A 16,305-nucleotide genomic window follows, 5' to 3' on the forward strand; every position below is an offset into this window, starting at 1 on the left:
CTTCTGAGTATGACCGACGAAAAAGCCCCCGGAATACGGGGGCCTAAGGTCGATCTTACTTCTTGACGATGTCGTTGTGACTAGCCGAGATGGCGGCAAAGATTTCGCCCTGCTCCTTGGCTGGTACCTTGTAGCCGTCAAGAACCTTTTTCAGGATGGCGGCAGCGGACTGCCATTCCTTCTCGGTGATGGCGAGGTTCTTGTGGGACTCCTTCATGCTCTTGCCCGTGTATTTGAACGGACCACCAGCGGCCATTGCCAACTGCTCGGTGACCAAATACTTCAGACCCGCAGCCGTGACCTTGCCCGATGTAAGCGACTTCACGACGTTCTTATTACCCAGTTGAACCGGATCGGTAGCAAGCTGATCGATGAAGTCATTGACGACCATGCTGATCGGCACGATGCCACCCAAGCGGGCGTACAGCGACTGGGGGTTCGAAAAGGTCTCCTGCCCCGGCATGGCTGGCTGGGCCGCATCAAACTTCTTGAGGTAGAGCGATTTGAGTTCCAGGAAATCCTTCTTGGAGATACCGGCCTTCGTAAAGGCATCCATGCGAATCATCCAAGCGTGCTCCCGCTCTTCGGGAGATAGCATCAGGGCCTTGTCAAGGGCGGCGATGTCAGTCGGCGGCATCTGCGGGCCACCGGCCACATTGGCGAGAAAGGCTGTCAGGCCAAACTTCATGATCGACTTCGGCGTCTGCTCGGCGTTCATTTTGACGTGGTCGTTCATTAGGAGCATCTTGTCGGAGAACTCCATGTCGATGCAGTTGCTGGCGCCTTGGGCGAGCTTATGGATGCCGATTCGGTCGTAGAGCGACTTCTTAACGGCATTCGCGCTACCGATGGCGGCCACCCCAAGGACGGCCAACGAGACGAGAATGTTGCGTGCTGTTTGCTTCATTGCATAAGAATGAAACCAGTACGAAATGACCGCATCATTGACGGTTGCTGAACGAGAAATGAACATTCGCACGGCAACTTAGAACCGGACAATCAAAAAGGGTGGAAGGCTCCCCTAGCCCTTGCGAAGCACGCCCTAAGCGAAGCGTGCCCTAAGCCCTCGCGAAGCTAATCCTCAACCGCAAACCGATAGCCAAAGCCTCGAACCGTCTGGATCGCCTTCTTCCCCATCGCCTTCTCCAGCTTCGTCCGCAAGCGATACACGAAAACGTCCAGACTGTTCGAGTTGAACTCGTCGTCGTAGCCCCAAACCGACTCGAAAAGCTGTTCCCTCTCCAGTACCCGCCCAGAGTTCGCCATCAAATAATGCAGGAGCCGAAACTCCAGCGCCGTCAGCACCACGCGCTGGCCATCCACCGTGGCCAAACGCTGATTCATATCCAGCGTCAGCGGCCCCACCGTCAGCGTCTCGGACTTATCGTCCTCGACCTTGTATTCCGAGGTCCGGCGCAGGCAAGCCCGAATGCGCGCCAAAAGCTCGCGTGCCTCGAAAGGCTTGGTGACATAGTCGTCCGCGCCAACCTCCAGACCGATGATCTTGTCGAGCAGATCGCTCCGGCTCGTCAGCATCAAAATCGGGAAAGTCCACTTGGTGCGAATGCGCCGACACAACGAGACCCCATCCTCATCCGGCAAACCAAGATCAAGGATCAAGAGCGAGGGCGCGTGCTCCGCAATCGCGGCAAAGCCTTGCTGCGCATTACATGCCTCGCGCACCACAAAGCTGTTCGCTTCCAGCAGTTGCTTCAGGCTGGACAGCAAGAACGGGTCGTCTTCGATGATCAATATTTCGCTCATTTCGCCCTCGGAAAAGTCACTTTCATAGTCGTCCCTCGCCCCACGTCGCTTTGGCAGTCGATGTTCCCCTTATGCTCAATCGCAATCTGCCGACAACTGTACAGCCCTAATCCGAACCCGTTCGACCGCGTCGAGGAGAACGGTTCGAACAAGCGGTTCCGAATCTCCTCCGAGATGCCCGGACCATTGTCGGACACCAACAGTACCACCTGCTCGTCATCAGCCTCAATGCAAATCGAAACCTTCCCGCCCGAGCCAACCGCGTTCAGCGAGTTCAAAAGCAGGTTGACGATCAAGTGCTCCAGCCGCCCTTCGTCGCCCATCACATACACCGAGTCGTCCGGCATCGACATCTCAAGCTCGACCTTCGAAATTCGAAATTGAGCCTGGATCAGGCTCAGCACCTTCTCCAGCACCATGCACAGGTCGAGGTGCTCCAGCACCGCCTTCTGCGGACGCGCATAGCTCAATAGGCGGTGGGCCAGCACGTTGAACCGCCCCAAGGAATCCTGCACATAGTCCAGCGCTTTCTCCGGTTCATGCGATCCAAGCGAAATCTGTACGCCAATCGACGACAAGATATTGCGGATATCATGCGCCACCGACGCGGCCAAAGTCCCCGTCACCGCCAGCTTTTCGCTTTGTACCAGTTTGTCCTGCGCCCCGCGAAGCTCCTCGGTGGTCGTCGCCAGCCAGTCTTCTAGCTTGCGGATGCGGGCTTCGCGCTCCAGTTCACTGCTAATGCGCATCGCCAAGACCGATAGAAAGTCAAGGTCGTCGTCGGTCAACCGCTCATCCGAGCGGTCGTCGAGGATGCACAGGGTCCCAATCGCATGACCCTCGGGATCATAAATCGGCACTCCCGCATACCGAGTAAAGCCCATTCGTAAGGGAAAGAGGTCGCGACACCGTTCGTCCAGGCGAGCATCCTGGATGATGAGTGGCTCCGATACCGCTAAGCAGAATTGGCAGAACGAATCCGTCAGGTCGTTCCCCCGAATGTTGGGCGCTCCCTCCGGCACGCCCGCCGCAGTATGGAAACGGAGAAACGCATCGTCGAGGATCGAAAGCAACGACACCGAGCCATAGAACACCGAAATCTTGTCGATGATCTTCTTGACGACCTGCGTCGGGTCGTGGTGGAACAAGATGGCGATCTCGCTAAGGGCGGTCTGGTAGCGTTGTTTCTGCGAGCCCAGCGTCACGTCCAGAAACGTCCATAGCCGTGCCACCACTTCCCTTTGCTCGTTACGCACAGGCCCTGTGTATCGGCGCAGAACCGTCTTCGGGTTCCGCAAAATCAGCTCGTCTTCCTGCTCTCGCGCAGGGTCAGCGTACACCTCATCCAGGTTCACTTCCCACCCTTTCACATCGATGATCCGATCGCGAACCATCCTTCGGACGGCCATCACGTCGTTACGCAGGACCTTCTCGATCGAAATGCCAAACAGTTCGCCGAACTTGCCGTTGCAGATCAACGACTGATGCTCCAGGTCGGTAACCAGGATGCCGTAGTCCACCGCGCCCAAGACGGCGCGAAGCGAATGCTCGATCTCCGGCGGAAGCAGTTCGCGCATTCGTAATTCGTCTTGTCGTTCAGAGCGTCGGTCCAACGTCATAAAGATAGCGGGTCGCGAGACTTTTCGGTAGAGTCTTCTTCTTCTTTCTCCGTTTCTTCCGTGGTATCGCACCGAAGCATCTGAATAATCCCTTCGCTTGGCGAGCCTTCTGGGGTTCCGGCGTCGGAGATGGCGATGGTGCGGAGCCGGGCTTTAGAGTTGGGTTCGGTATCCATTGGCGATTGCCCTCTAGGATAGATGCCGAACCTGAACGGATTCTGAACGCTTCTCGAATGTCCGGTGAATCCATCAACCTAGCGAGTCTGCTCACATCTGCCGATAATCAAGCCTTGTGAGGAAGCGAAGAGCCTTTACGCTGGTGGAGCTATTGATTGTCATCATTATCATGGCCGTCATCACCACGATTGCGATTCCTAAGTTCGCCGACTCCAATCTTCGCGCCAAAGAAGCTCGCCTGAAGGCCTACTTGCACCTTTTGCGCGACGCCACCAACCGATTTCACGCCGACACCAATCTGTGGCCCAAAAGCGCCGACCTGCTGAACGGCACCACGCCTACGCAGGGCTACGACGACACGGGCACACTCAAAAATATCACGTCCGGCACCTATTTTGGACCGTACATGGACAAGAACAACATGAAGCTGGAGATCACCGGCGTCGGCCTTGGCTATGGCACCGGTTCGCCGTACCAGGTCGGCTCTTGGCGGCTGACCGGCAGTGGCGTAGCCCTTGACGGCACCGCCTACAGCAGTTGGTAAAGAAAGAAGCCCCGCGGCCAACGCCACGAGGCTTCGATTCATTCTCCAGTTCTTAAGATTTACTTTTCGCGGATCGGGAGACCCATCGCCTTCAAAAAGACGCGAGCTTCTTCGTCCGTCTTGGCCGTCGTGCAGAACACGATGTCCATACCGCGGATGCGGTCGAAGTTGTCGTACGGAATTTCAGGGAACACCAACTGCTCCTTCAGGCCGATGGCATAGTTGCCGCGACCGTCGAAGGACTTGGGCGAGAGACCCTGGAAGTCTCGGATACGGGGGAGGACGACCGAAGCCAATCGGTCGAAGAAGTAGTACATTCGCTCGCCGCGCAGAGTGACCTTACATCCGATCTTCATGCCCTCGCGGAGCTTAAAGTTCGAAATCGCCTTTCGAGCGACGGTCGCCACCGGCTTCTGGCCAGCGATGGTCTGGAGGTCGCGAAGCGAGTTCTCCAGGTTCTTGCTGTCCTTATCGGTCGAGCCGGTACCCATGTTGATGACGATCTTGTCCAACTTGGGAAGCTGCATGGACGACTTGTACTTGAACTGCTCCTGCATTTTCGGAGCAACTTCCTTTGCGTACTTCTCGCGCAGTCGCGACTTCGGCAGGGCGCCGGACGGTGCGTTCGAAGCGGATTCTTCTTTTTTCTTTGCCATTGTTCTTTTGCCTGAGTTCTGACCAGGCGGTCATTGACGGGGGCTTTCGCCTTACTTCGTGTCGTCGGTCTTGATGACCGTGCCGCTCTTCTTTGCGTAGCGGACCAGGCTGTCGCCTTCCTTCTTCTTACCCACGCGGGTCGGCTGGCCGGTCTTCGGGTCCAGCACCATCACGTTGGAGATGTGGATCGGAGCCGGGAGCGCGATTCGTGCGCTTCGCTCACCCTGGGTTCGCGCCTTTCGGTGCTTGATGACCTGGTTCAACGGAAGCGGCTGCTCCGGATTCTCCGGGTTCTCCTTCAGGACGATAACCTTGTTCTCCTTCGGGCTCACGGCGGCGACGAAACCGACTTCGCCTTTGTCCTTGCCGGCGATGATCATAACCTTATCGCCGCGTCGGATCTTCAGCTTGATCGGCTTTGCAAGTCTCTTAAGTTCTGCTTTCGTTGGCATTACAGCACCTCTGGTGCGAGCGAAACGATCTTCATGAAGTTCGCGTCGCGAAGTTCGCGAGCCACCGGGCCGAAGATTCGGGTGCCGCGAGGCTCATTGTTGGCGGGGTTGATCACCACGCAAGCGTTTTCGTCGAACCGCAGGGTGCTGCCATCCACACGGCGGCAGGCCTTTTTGGTTCGAACGATCACGGCGCGGACAACATCGCCTTTCTTAACCGGCATGTTGGGAGTGGCGGACTTCACCGCAGCCACGATCACGTCTCCGACGCGTCCGTAGCGCGGCTGAGAACCCTTCAGAACGCGAATACACATCACTTCGCGCGCTCCCGAGTTATCTGCTACTTTCAATCTTGTGAATTGCTGAATCATTTTTCTTCGGTTAAAATTCCTTTTTCAGAGGCCATTCCCAGCCGAAGCCGGGGGTAGGCGTGAGATCTCGTCCTCTCCGCCGAAGCCGAGAGGACCGTCGTTCCGTTACTTGACCTTTTCGAGAATCTGAGTGACTCGCCATCGCTTATCTCGCGAAATTGGGCGGGTCTCCATAATCTCCACGCGGTCTCCTTCGTCACAGCCGAGCAGGTCATGGGCTTTGAACTTTTCAGTTCGAATAACGACCTTGCGGTACAGCGGGTGCTCGATACGCCGTTCGACTCGAACGACCACCGTCTTCTGCATTTTATTGCTGACGACGATGCCTTCCCGGACCTTTCGTCTGTTTCGAGGCGCTTGGGATTCTGCCATCAATTGCTACCTCTGTTCTTTTCAGTGATGACGGTCAAAATCCGGGCGATGTTGTGTCGTCGGACTTTGAAACTGGTGGTGTCGGTCAGCTGCCGGAAGACAAGATCACGGCGAGCTTTGTACATTGCTGCACGCTCGTCATGGATCATTTGCTCCAGTTCGGCAACTGATTTCTCGCGAAGTTCTTTAGCTTTGAAGTTCTTCATGTTTGTCAGCGCCGTTATTCGGCGGCCTCCTCGGTGGTGGTCGTCGTATAGTTGCCGCCGATGTTGTTGGCTCGCAGTTCGGCTTCCAATTCATCCTTGGTGTAGAACTTGCATCGCATCGGCATCTTGTAGATGGCCAAGCGCATCGCTTCTCGAGCCAGTTCGACCGGAACGCCGTTCATTTCGAACAGCACTCGGCCAGGCTTCACGACGGCTACCCATCCCTCGACGCCGGCTTTACCCTTACCCATACGGGTTTCGAGCGGCTTCTTGGTGTACGACTTGTGAGGGAAGATTCGAATCCAGACCTTACCACCTCGTTTGATGTGGCGGGTCATGGCGATACGAGCGGCTTCGATTTGTCGGCTCGTAACCCACGCCGGCTCCTGAGCGACGATGGCGAAATCGCCAAAGTCGATGTGGTTGCCTTGCGTCGACAGTCCCTTCATGCGACCGCGAAACATCTTTCGTCGGCCTTCTTTAACTCGCTTCGGCATTAACATTAGCTTTCACTTCCTTCGGTTGCCACCGGAGCGGCAGGTTCTTCAGCCGGAGCTGGAGCCGGTGCCGGCGCCGGAGCAGATTCGGTCTTGGTCGAAGCGAAGGCTCGTCGATCGCCGCGGTCGCCGCGATCTTCTCGCGTTCGTCGCTGTCGCTCTTCCTGCTGGCTCTGAACGATCGCATCAAGCTCTCGAAGTCGCTTTTCGGGAAGAACCTCACCCTTGTAGATCCACACTTTGCATCCGATGATGCCGTAGATCGTATGGGCTTCGGCGAAGCCGTAGTCGATGTCGGCACGAAGCGTGTGAAGCGGCACCTTGCCGTTCATGTCGCCTTCGGTTCGAGCGATTTCAGAACCGCCCAATCGTCCGGAGACCTGAATCTTGATACCGCGGCCGTTCAGGCGGACCACTCGGGTCATAGCCTGTCGCATGGCGCGTCGGTGGCTGATTCGCTTTTCGAGCTGAGCGCAAACATTCTCGGCAACGATCTGAGCATCGAGTTCCGGCTGGCGGACCTCGCTGACGTTGACCTGAACGACGAGCGTCTCGTCGGTCTTTCGAACTCGCCTATTCAGCGTGTCCGTCAGTTCGTCGATGCCCTTACCGCCTCGGCCGATGATCGCACCAGGGCGAGCCGTGAAGATGTTGACCTTCAGTCGGTTAGCCGCTCGCTCAATCTCGACTCGGCTGACGTTTCCGAGGCCGACTCGCTTCTTGATATAAGCACGGATATCGTGGTCCAGCTTAACGGCGTCCGCGTATCCCTTCTTTTTGTAGAACCAGTGGCTGTCGTGGCCTCGAATGATGCCGACGCGCAGACCAACAGGATGTATTTTTTGTCCCATTAGTTTTCGGTGCTCTCCTCAGAGGTCTCTTCGCTTGCGGCGGGAGTCTCTTCCGTGGCAGGCGCGTCAGCCTGCTCGACAACAGTTTCTTCCACGGCTTCCACTGCCGGAGTCTCTTCGACCACCGGCGCGGCTTCTTCAGCCGGAGCGGCCTTGGCTTCGGTCTTCTTCTTGGCCTTAACCGATCCAAAGGTCGGTCGCGGCTTGGCCTTGGTTCCGTGCGGCTTGACGGCGGCTTGCGGCTCGAATTCTTCGACGACGACCGTGATATGGCTCGTCTTCTTCAGAATTCGGTTTGCTCGTCCCATCGACCGGGCTTGAATTCGCTTGATGTGCGGTCCTTCGTTCACTTCGATTCGAGCGATCTTCAGACCTTCGGGAGCGAGATTGTTGTTCTCGGCCGCGTTAGCGACGGCGGAGACCAGCACTCGTCGAAGGTAGTAAGCGCCCTTACTGCTGTGGTATCGAAGCTTGTTGGCCGCGTGGCTGACCGGCATTCCCTTGACTTCGTCCGCGACGATTCGCACCTTTCGAGGCTGAACGCGAACATATTTAGCTGTAGCTTTAACTTCCATCGTTGAACCTCTTAGCGGAGCCTAACTCCTCGCTCAGGGATGCCGCCGGCATGGCCCTTATACGTACGCGTCGGTGCAAATTCGCCAAGCTTGTGACCGATCATGTTTTCCGTCACAAACACGGGAACGTGCTTTCGACCATCGTGAACCGCGATCGTGTGCCCAATCATCTCGGGGATGATGGTCGACCGGCGGCTCCAGGTCTTAATAAGATTTTTTTGGTTCGACTCGTTCATCTTCGCCACCTTTTGCATCAGGTGATCGTCGACGAAATAGCCTTTCTTTAATGATCTTCCCATTGATTATCCTGTGTTAACCTTCGCCTGAACTTATTCAGAACGGGCAGTGCACGAGGAGCTGTCCCTCCCACAAATGGGAAGGGACGAACTCAAACTTTACTTGCCTTTGCGTCTCCTCACAATGAAGCGATCTGTTCGCTTATTGCTTCGGGTCTTCTCGCCCAGAGCCTTGTTGCCCCATCGGTCGACCGGACCCTTTCGGCGTCCAACCGGAGACTTGGCTTCACCACCACCGTGTGGGTGGTCGCGTGGGCTCTTGACAACGCCTCGGACGTGCGGCTTGCGGCCCAGTCCACGGCTCTTACCGGCCTTACCGAGCGATTCGTTTTCGTGCTCGGCGTTGCCGACCTCGCCAACAGTCGCGCGGCAGGTGTTGTGAACCATTCGCATTTCGCCGGAAGGCAGTCGGAGCGTGACGTAGGAACCTTCTTTCGCCATCACCTGCGCAGAAGCGCCGGCCGAGCGAACCATCTGGCCACCGCGACCCGGCTGAAGCTCGACGTTGTGGACGAGCGTACCGAGCGGGATGTTCTTCAGCGGAAGTGCGTTACCCGGAAGGATATCCGCCTCAGGACCGCTGTAGATCTTCTGGCCGACAGTGACGTTGCGGGCGGCGAGGATGTATCGCTTCTCGCCGTCTGCGTAGTGCAGAAGCGCGATGCGGCACGTGCGGTTCGGATCGTATTCGATCGCGGCGACCGTCGCCTCAACTCCGTCCTTTTGTCGCTTGAAGTCGATGATTCGGTAGCGTCGCTTGTTTCCACCGCCACGGTTGGCCATGGTCAATCGGCCATAGCTGTTGCGGCCGCCGGACTTCGACAGCGCGGCGGTCAAGCTCTTTTCCGGCTTGCCCTTGGTCACTTCCGCGTAGGTCGAAACCGCTTGGAAGCGTCGTCCCGGAGAGGTTGGTTTTAATCGTCGTACTGGCATGGTTTAGACTCCGAAATCCTCCAGCATCTGTCCAGCCTTCAGCGTGACGATAGCCTTCTTTCGATCCGGCTCATAGCCGATGCTTCGTCCGCGTCGTCGGCGCTTGCCGAGAACTTTGATCGTGCGAACCGAAGTCACCTCGATGCCTTCGTTCTTCTTCTTTCCGTCGTTATAGAGCGCTTCGATAGCGGCCTTGATTTGAATCTTGTTCGCATCCTTCTTAACCAAGAAGGTGTACTTGCGAACGATCTTCTCTTCGTCGCGGATGTTTGGATCGCCATACGAGAGGGCGACCGCCTTTTCCGTCAGGTGCGGCGCAATGATGATGTCGTAAGGGTTCGTCATTTGGCCCAAACCTCCTCGATGCGGCTCAGCGCATCCTTGGCAACCACGATCTTGTGGGCAATCAGCACGTCTCGGGCCGAGAACGCTTGCGTCTTAACCGCCGACTCGTCGTCCTTCTTCACGCTCGCAGGAGCGGTTCGCAAGGTGACGTTCGACAGGTTTCGGAAACTCTTGGTAGCGACGTCGTCGACTTCGGGAACGATGACCAGCACTCGCTTGGCTTCGCCAACTCCGAGCGCGCTCAGGAACGCAACCGCATCCTTGGTCTTCGGCGAACCGAAAGCGATCTTGTCGACCACGACCACGTTGCCAGCTTCGAAGTGCATTGCAAGCGCGCTCAGAATGGCGGCTCGTCGCTCTTGTCGGTTGACCTTCTTGGAGTAGTCACGTGGCTTGACGGCCAGCGCCATACCGCCGTGGGCATAGTGCGGAGCGCGGATCGTACCCTGTCGGGCGTTACCGGTCTTCTTCTGCTTATACGGCTTGCGACCGCCGCCTCGGGTTTCGCTTCGCGTCTTGGCGCTCTGCGTTCCCTGTCGGCTGTTCGCTTCTTCGGCAACAACGGTTCGGTGAATCGTCGTGTGGCTTGCTCCGATCGTCGTGAGCGCAGCGCTCAGGTCGTGCGATCCGACCTTCTTACCGGCTTTATCCTTGATTTCGATAGCGGCCATTATTTGCTCACCTTCTTCACGATCACGAGCGCACCGTTCGGTCCGGGCAGGCTGCCGTCGATGAGGAGCAGATTTCGCTCAGCGTCGACTCGAACAACACTGAGGCCCTTCTGGGTGACCTGCGCGTCGCCCATGTGGCCGGGTCCGCGCTTGCCCTTGAAAACTCTCTGGGGTCCAGTTGCACCGTTCGAGAGCGGTCGGCGGTGGGTCATGTAGCCGTGGGTCATGTGCTGACCCTTGAAGTGATATCGCTTCACGCCACCCGCGAAACCTCGTCCCTTGCTCACGCCGGTTACGGCGACCGCTTCGCCATCAGCGAAGATGTCTGCGCCGATCTCCTGGCCAAGCTCGAAGCCGTCGGTCTTCTCGACGCGAAACTCCTTGAGGGTGCGAAGGTTCTTGCCGACACCCGCTTTCTTCAGGTGTCCGAACTTCGGAAATGTCAATTGTTTTTCTTTGGCTTCGCCGTAACCGACCTGGACCGCCGTATATCCGTCCTTATCCTCAGTTTTGATCTGAGTAACGAATACCGGACCGGCTTCCACGACGGTAACTGGCACCATTTTGCCCGCATCGTTAAAGATGTGGGTCATGCCAACTTTTCGTCCTAAAATGCCTGGTAGCATAGTTTTTCCTCGCTTCAACGCATCGTTCGACATGTCGGATTCGTCCTGAATCACTGACGTTGCCCTGCTTTTCGGGGTGTCCGAATGGGGTCGCCCTGCCAAACGCGCTACGAAGCACGTTGATTTCGCCACGCACAGCGCAGCGAATCATAAGTTATACCCACCGCCTCAGCCAATTATCAACGGGCTAGCCAGAAACTAGTGTCGCATTCAACCGGACTGAGGATGAGAACGTTTTCTGCCGACAATTTTGCCAGGGGCTATGTCGATTCGAGATCCGTATCCATCCAGGTTTAGGCATGCTTGTCGGGAAGCGTTGGAATACTTCGCCGACCGTATGCCTATGGGTAACTGGATGCTGAGCCGCGTGAACGGCGACGACTGGATCATTTTCGACCTCATCGACAACGCCTACGGCCTGAAGCCGATGACCGTCCACCAGTGGACCGACTCCTTCAGCCACCGAATGGTCCTCGGCCTTGGGCCCAAGGTGGCGCCTCGATGCGCCGACGTGCCTGCGTATGTCAACTCGCCTGCCTACGAGCGAGCCCGCCTCGGTGCGTACATCGCCGCTACCCTCGAATTCCCCGATGGTCGCCTCTGGGGCCTCATCTCGGGAGTTGATCCCGAACCGATGGGTGAAGATCTGCACCACGTCCTGCCCGAAATGGAGTTCTGTGCCAAGAACCTCATGAACCTCTATCTTGCCGAACTACACCTGGGCAAGTTGGATACCGAACTTCTTCGTCGCGAAACCCCACAATGGCTCGACGAGGTATCGTACGCTCTTAATAACCTGGCTTGGAATCGTGACTGCGCCGAAGACGACTGGGTGCGCACGACCTACTTAGACCCGAACGGCGTGATCGCCCTTCGCACGACGTCCGAAACCGAAGTCGAACGCCTGGTCGAATGCCTCTCTCACATCGACGACGAACCGACCACCGTCTATCGCCTCGATGAGCAGACTTTCGCACTGACGCTCCGGGGACTCATCAAAGTTCGCCAGCAAGGCTTCCACAAAGAAGTTAAGAAGGTCCTCGAGCGCCGATTCCCCGGCGTCACGTGCGCCTATGCCTACCGCGGCCCGACCTCGACGATGGCCCAAGCCCTCACCGAGGCAAAGAAGCATCTCGGATGCTCGAAGGACGACCGAAGCGCCGCCTAAACCAGATACACTGTCCCTATGGACCCCAAGGATGTCAGTTACAACTGGCTTAGTTCTGGAGGGGCATACATTCTCATCTTCTCGATCTGGTTCCTCAGTGCCCTCTTCTTCGCCATCATGGCGTTCGGTATCGGACGAGAAAAGCAGAGTTCGGGCGATGGATGCCTGCTGATGATCTCCACCACCGTCTTCGTCGGTATCGGCGGTGCTATCGGCCTGGTCCTCCTCAAAAGCTTCTTCCCCTGGTTCATCTTCTCCTCCGCTATCGGCGCAATCGTCGCCCCGATGTTAGTGGTTCGCACCTTCAAACACGGCAGGCGACGGTACTGATGTCATGCGAACAGGCTCCCTACTGGTCGGAATCCTACTAGCCGTCACGGGTTGCAAAGGCACCTTGCCCAAGGCCCTGAAGTCTTCTCCCGGTTCAATCCTCACTGGTAAAGTGTCGACGGCTGGGCTGCCCGGAACCGCTGCCCCCGACTTCGTCGGCGAGGTCCTCTTTGGACATTCTCCGCGCGATCTCTCGCCCGATACGATCTTGGTTGTCAGCCGAGACTTAGAGATGGACGGCGGCGTTTACTTCCGCCATAGCCGCTTTGCGCCCCAAGTACAGTGGGTGTTTCTCTTGGATTCGACATACGCTCCCAAGGTTGTCAAGAACCTACAAAAGAAGGTCGAGGGCGGCGACCCCTGCGACAACATCACGATCGTCGGATACGACGGAAAGACGCAGGTGAATACATGGATCGTTTCTCCCTACCACGAATTCGTCATTACTCAAAGTGGCAAGATTCTCGCCCTCTGCAATGATCAAGACCTTGAGTCGATGCTGGCCAAAGCCGTCCAAGGCAAGATTGATCCGGCAACCCAGAGCGCAACAATTCTGGCGCAAGCCGCCGACTTCGTGAAGGCGCAGAAGGTCCTCAACAGCATCTATCCCGGACCAGATACCCAGTTCCCAAGTTTCGCCCAAATTCGGTTCAAGCTTATGTCCAAGATGAACCAGGTCGGCCCGGATGGCAAAGGTCTCCTGGCGATGGCAATCGCGACCTATTCTCAGTGCCGTCCCGTTTCCGAAATCCGCGATGTGCTTAAGATCGTCGCAAAGCTTCCCCATCCCGCCAATGTCCTCATGCACGAGGTCAATTCCCACATTGGCCATCCAGATTGCACAGAGAGGCTTCGAACGGAACTCCTCATCGCCAAGGCTGACTTTAGTCTCGCCGACGATCCGTTCTATTGCAAGAACTACGCTCAAGTTGCCTTGAGTCTAAAGGACAAAAGCCTCGCTATCTACTTCGCCAACCTCATGATGAGGGCCCCACAGTTCAGGCACCGAGCCGAAAAAAGGCGTCGTGACTACTACCAAGCCGAATACGACGACCTCGTGTACCACGCCAACCACCTCTCGCCGTAGGCCGAGGGCGAAGGAAGGCACATTTACCAGTGTTCGAAGTGCGGAGCGCCTAGGAGGGTGGGTATCTACCCACGGAGAATTCCAAATGGGATCAGATTTTGAGGACTGTGAGCGTCCTACACGGATCGTTGAGCGAGGTATCCCGGGACTGCTATCCCCGTGCCGTGGCTTAGTGCAAAATCTAGAATCGGTAAGCAAAGGTTCTGAGGTTCAAAAGTTCCCATGGCTTCGCAAATTGAACAGATTAGCCAACCCTCGTCCCGCTCACAAGTCAAATTGTCGTGGCACTGGTAAAGACCTCTGCTTGTTCACCAAATTCCGAGGGGCGAGGGCGAAGCCGGATTGACCGGTGCTGCACTTATGAGTTCGGATTCGAACTTCATCCTCGCCAATGAAGATGAACATGTTACCAATCTAGCCCCGAAGGGGCGTTTCAACTGAGCCCAGCCTGAAAGGCTGGGTAAGAAATCGGAACCGTAGAAGTCCAAGGAGTCCCGATTCTCGGGACGACCCGGCGATTATCGCCGCCAAAAACAAAGGTCCCTCTCGGATCTCCGAGAGGAACCTACGCTAGAAGCTAGTAGCTGACAGCTAAAAGCTCAAATTAGCCAATCTTATGGACGGCCTTCACGACGTCCTCTTCGCTCGGAATACACAAGAGCTCAAGGTTCCGCGCGTAAGGCATCGGCACATTCAAACCGCCAACTCGCCCTACCGGCGCATCCAGATCGTCGAAACAATCTTCCTGAATCCGCGCCGTGATCTCCGCGCCAAAGCCGCCACTTCGCCAATCTTCATACACCACGACCGCGCGATGCGTCTTCCGCACCGACGCGTAGATCGTCTCGGTGTCGAGCGGCAACAGCGATCGAACATCGACCACTTCCGCGTCGATGCCGTCCTTCGCCAATAGCTCAGCCGCTGCTAGGTTCACCTGCGTCATGCGCGAGTAGCCAACCAGCGAGATGTCCTTCCCTTCCTTCAGAATCTGCGCCTTTCCGATCGGGATCGAAAAGTTCACGTCGTCGGGAATCTCGCCCTTCAGCGTATAGAGGCCCGGATTCTCGTAGAAGATGACCGGATTGTCGTCCGCCACCGCCGACTTCATCAGGCCGTAGGCGTCGAGCGTGGTGGCCGGAGCCAAAACCTTCAAGCCAGGAACGTGGGCGTACCAACCGTCCATCGAGTGCGAGTGTTGGGCCGAAAGCTGCTTCGCCGCACCACCCGGACCGCGGAACACGATCGGGCACTTCACTTCGCCGTTGGTCATGTAGTGGACCTTTGCTGCGTGGTTTACGATCTGGTCCAGCGCCAAAATCGAGAACGACATCGTCATGAATTCGACGATTGGTCGTAGACCCGCCATCGCCGCACCAATACCGATACCAGCAAAACCGGCTTCAGTAATCGGTGTGTCCAAAATGCGATAGTTGTACTGGCTCTGTCGGCTGCCGAACTTCTCGACGAAGCCTCGCGTGACTTTAAAGGTTCCCTGATACCGGCCGATGTCTTCGCCCATGATGAAGACCTCCGGGTTCTTTTGCATCTCTTCTTCGATGCTCTTGCTGAGGGCCTCGCGGTAGGTTAGTTCCGTCGGCATTAGTGTCCCATCTCCGGTTTCATATCGCTGTAAATGTTGTCGTAGACCTCATCCGCCTCGGGGAACGGGCTCGCGTCGGCCTCTTCGTAAATCTTCTCAACCTGCTCGATCAGCTCTTCGTCGATCGCTTCATACTTTTCCTCGGTCATATAGCCGAGCTTCATCATCTGCTTCTTCAGCCGAGCGATCGGGTCGCGCTCCCAAGCGATATCCTCTTCTTCCTTGGTTCGATAAAGCTGTCGATCGTTGTCTGCCGCACCGTGGCCCGAGTAGCGGTAGGTCATGATCTCGATCCATGCCGGGCGCTGTTCCTTGCGAACCCATTCCACGATCTCCGTCGCCTGTCGCTTCATCTGAATCACGTCCATGCCGTCGATTCGCTCGGAGCGAATATCGAACGGCAAGCCGCGTTTCCAAAGCTCCTTGTCGGCCGCGTGGTACTCCAGTCGTGTGCCCATCGCGAACTCGTTGTTCTCGATGATGAAAATGCACGGCACGTCCCACAGCGACGCCATGTTCAGCGTCTCGAAGACGACGCCTTGGTTCGAAGCGCCGTCACCCATAAAGTTGAGCGTGACCTTGTCGTCGCCGCGATAGCGCGAAGCGAACGCCAGACCCGCACCAAGCGGGATGTGGCCACCAACGATGCCCCAGCCGCCATAGAAGCCGTTCTTCGGGTCGTAGATGTGCATGGAGCCGCCTTTGCCGCCGGCGGTTCCGCAGCTTCGACCCATGATCTCTCCCATGACCGCCACTGGAGGCGTGCCCAAAAGCAGGGCGTGGGCGTGGTCGCGGTAGGCGGTGATGACGTTGTCGTGACCTCGTCGGATGGCCTTCATCCACCCTACGGCGAGCGCTTCCATGCCGATGTACACGTGCATGTAGCCTCCCGCCTTCCCTTCCCGGTAAACCCGGTTGCACTTCTCTTCGAAGTGCCGGATGAAAAGCATGTCGCGCAAATGGTCTTCTAGTTCAGCTGCGCTTTCGGTGATTTTGTACTCGGCTTTACTGGCCACTCTTGATCCTCAATCGAAATATGGTTGGTGCAAACAACGATGGTTGAACCGCCAGTAGGATACCCCGAAAAAACGGACCCTAAATCGGCCCTCCGTCAACCCCAGGGCCTCCCTTCGACTCAGACTTTTTCCGGGACAACTGCGCAAA

23 protein-coding genes are annotated in these 16,305 nt (G+C 56.9%); 4 read left to right on the forward strand and 19 right to left on the reverse strand.

Going from position 1 to position 16,305, the window contains the following annotated elements:
* Positions 1–55 precede the first annotated feature (55 nt).
* The 4 genes from GC165_15080 to GC165_15095 form a co-directional block, all read right to left on the reverse strand.
* The gene (locus tag GC165_15080; GenBank protein ID MBI1334192.1) at positions 56–556 is read right to left on the reverse strand and encodes a group 1 truncated hemoglobin; all 501 of its coding nucleotides are present in this window, start codon (positions 554–556) and stop codon (positions 56–58) included.
* 518 nt (positions 557–1,074) lie between these two features.
* The gene (locus GC165_15085; protein MBI1334193.1) at positions 1,075–1,764 is read right to left on the reverse strand and encodes a response regulator; all 690 of its coding nucleotides are present in this window, start codon (positions 1,762–1,764) and stop codon (positions 1,075–1,077) included.
* Positions 1,761–3,383: a GAF domain-containing protein gene (locus tag GC165_15090; GenBank protein ID MBI1334194.1), complete on the reverse strand. Its 1,623-nt coding sequence runs from the start codon at positions 3,381–3,383 to the stop codon at positions 1,761–1,763. The genes GC165_15085 and GC165_15090 overlap by 4 nt, the downstream gene beginning before the upstream one ends.
* Entirely contained in the window at positions 3,380–3,559 is a 180-nt protein-coding gene (locus GC165_15095; GenBank protein MBI1334195.1) for a hypothetical protein, read from the reverse strand. Before GC165_15095 ends, GC165_15090 begins: the two co-directional genes overlap by 4 nt.
* 116 nt (positions 3,560–3,675) lie before the next feature.
* Here GC165_15095 and GC165_15100 point away from each other — a divergent pair, with 116 nt between their 5' ends.
* The gene (locus tag GC165_15100; protein MBI1334196.1) at positions 3,676–4,104 is read left to right on the forward strand and encodes a prepilin-type N-terminal cleavage/methylation domain-containing protein; all 429 of its coding nucleotides are present in this window, start codon (positions 3,676–3,678) and stop codon (positions 4,102–4,104) included.
* A 59-nt stretch (positions 4,105–4,163) separates the two neighbouring features.
* Here GC165_15100 and rplE read toward each other — a convergent pair whose 3' ends face one another.
* From rplE to GC165_15165, 13 genes are all read right to left on the reverse strand, one after another.
* A complete protein-coding gene (rplE, locus tag GC165_15105; protein MBI1334197.1) occupies positions 4,164–4,760 on the reverse strand; it encodes a 50S ribosomal protein L5 in 597 nt (198 codons plus the stop codon).
* Between the two features lie 51 nt (positions 4,761–4,811).
* Positions 4,812–5,213 (reverse strand): 50S ribosomal protein L24, encoded by a 402-nt coding sequence (rplX, locus tag GC165_15110; GenBank protein MBI1334198.1) that lies wholly within the window; start codon positions 5,211–5,213, stop codon positions 4,812–4,814.
* On the reverse strand, positions 5,213–5,584 hold the full coding sequence (gene rplN, locus GC165_15115) for a 50S ribosomal protein L14 (GenBank protein MBI1334199.1): 372 nt from the start codon (positions 5,582–5,584) through the stop codon (positions 5,213–5,215). Before rplN ends, rplX begins: the two co-directional genes overlap by 1 nt.
* 105 nt (positions 5,585–5,689) lie before the next feature.
* Positions 5,690–5,956: a 30S ribosomal protein S17 gene (rpsQ, locus tag GC165_15120; protein MBI1334200.1), complete on the reverse strand. Its 267-nt coding sequence runs from the start codon at positions 5,954–5,956 to the stop codon at positions 5,690–5,692.
* Positions 5,956–6,162 carry a 50S ribosomal protein L29 gene (gene rpmC, locus GC165_15125; protein ID MBI1334201.1) on the reverse strand — a complete coding sequence of 69 codons (207 nt, stop codon included), beginning with the start codon at positions 6,160–6,162 and terminating at the stop codon, positions 5,956–5,958. Before rpmC ends, rpsQ begins: the two co-directional genes overlap by 1 nt.
* A gap of 14 nt (positions 6,163–6,176) precedes the next feature.
* Entirely contained in the window at positions 6,177–6,665 is a 489-nt protein-coding gene (gene rplP, locus GC165_15130; GenBank protein MBI1334202.1) for a 50S ribosomal protein L16, read from the reverse strand.
* Positions 6,665–7,510, reverse strand: a complete 846-nt coding sequence (gene rpsC, locus GC165_15135; protein ID MBI1334203.1) for a 30S ribosomal protein S3 — start codon at positions 7,508–7,510, stop codon at positions 6,665–6,667. Before rpsC ends, rplP begins: the two co-directional genes overlap by 1 nt.
* Complete coding sequence (locus GC165_15140) at positions 7,510–8,085, reverse strand: 50S ribosomal protein L22 (GenBank protein MBI1334204.1); 576 nt, start codon at positions 8,083–8,085, stop codon at positions 7,510–7,512. The genes rpsC and GC165_15140 overlap by 1 nt, the downstream gene beginning before the upstream one ends.
* A gap of 11 nt (positions 8,086–8,096) precedes the next feature.
* Positions 8,097–8,384, reverse strand: a complete 288-nt coding sequence (gene rpsS / locus GC165_15145) for a 30S ribosomal protein S19 (protein MBI1334205.1) — start codon at positions 8,382–8,384, stop codon at positions 8,097–8,099.
* Between the two features lie 96 nt (positions 8,385–8,480).
* Positions 8,481–9,314: a 50S ribosomal protein L2 gene (rplB, locus tag GC165_15150; protein MBI1334206.1), complete on the reverse strand. Its 834-nt coding sequence runs from the start codon at positions 9,312–9,314 to the stop codon at positions 8,481–8,483.
* Between the two features lie 3 nt (positions 9,315–9,317).
* Positions 9,318–9,659: a 50S ribosomal protein L23 gene (locus GC165_15155; protein MBI1334207.1), complete on the reverse strand. Its 342-nt coding sequence runs from the start codon at positions 9,657–9,659 to the stop codon at positions 9,318–9,320.
* Positions 9,656–10,330, reverse strand: a complete 675-nt coding sequence (gene rplD / locus GC165_15160) for a 50S ribosomal protein L4 (protein MBI1334208.1) — start codon at positions 10,328–10,330, stop codon at positions 9,656–9,658. Before rplD ends, GC165_15155 begins: the two co-directional genes overlap by 4 nt.
* Complete coding sequence (locus GC165_15165; protein ID MBI1334209.1) at positions 10,330–10,956, reverse strand: 50S ribosomal protein L3; 627 nt, start codon at positions 10,954–10,956, stop codon at positions 10,330–10,332. The genes rplD and GC165_15165 overlap by 1 nt, the downstream gene beginning before the upstream one ends.
* 355 nt (positions 10,957–11,311) lie before the next feature.
* Here GC165_15165 and GC165_15170 point away from each other — a divergent pair, with 355 nt between their 5' ends.
* The 3 genes from GC165_15170 to GC165_15180 are packed head-to-tail and all read left to right on the forward strand — an operon-like array spanning position 11,312 to position 13,541.
* Positions 11,312–12,124 (forward strand): hypothetical protein, encoded by an 813-nt coding sequence (locus GC165_15170; GenBank protein ID MBI1334210.1) that lies wholly within the window; start codon positions 11,312–11,314, stop codon positions 12,122–12,124.
* 18 nt (positions 12,125–12,142) lie between these two features.
* Positions 12,143–12,454, forward strand: a complete 312-nt coding sequence (locus GC165_15175) for a hypothetical protein (protein ID MBI1334211.1) — start codon at positions 12,143–12,145, stop codon at positions 12,452–12,454.
* A 4-nt stretch (positions 12,455–12,458) separates the two neighbouring features.
* Positions 12,459–13,541 (forward strand): hypothetical protein, encoded by a 1,083-nt coding sequence (locus GC165_15180; GenBank protein MBI1334212.1) that lies wholly within the window; start codon positions 12,459–12,461, stop codon positions 13,539–13,541.
* 604 nt (positions 13,542–14,145) lie between these two features.
* Here the strand turns inward: GC165_15180 and GC165_15185 are convergent.
* The gene (locus GC165_15185) at positions 14,146–15,141 is read right to left on the reverse strand and encodes an alpha-ketoacid dehydrogenase subunit beta (GenBank protein ID MBI1334213.1); all 996 of its coding nucleotides are present in this window, start codon (positions 15,139–15,141) and stop codon (positions 14,146–14,148) included.
* The gene (locus GC165_15190) at positions 15,141–16,157 is read right to left on the reverse strand and encodes a pyruvate dehydrogenase (acetyl-transferring) E1 component subunit alpha (protein MBI1334214.1); all 1,017 of its coding nucleotides are present in this window, start codon (positions 16,155–16,157) and stop codon (positions 15,141–15,143) included. The genes GC165_15185 and GC165_15190 overlap by 1 nt, the downstream gene beginning before the upstream one ends.
* Positions 16,158–16,305: the final 148 nt, after the last annotated feature.

The organism is Armatimonadota bacterium, assembly GCA_016125185.1.
Classification (GTDB): Bacteria; Armatimonadota; Fimbriimonadia; order Fimbriimonadales; family Fimbriimonadaceae; genus Fimbriimonas.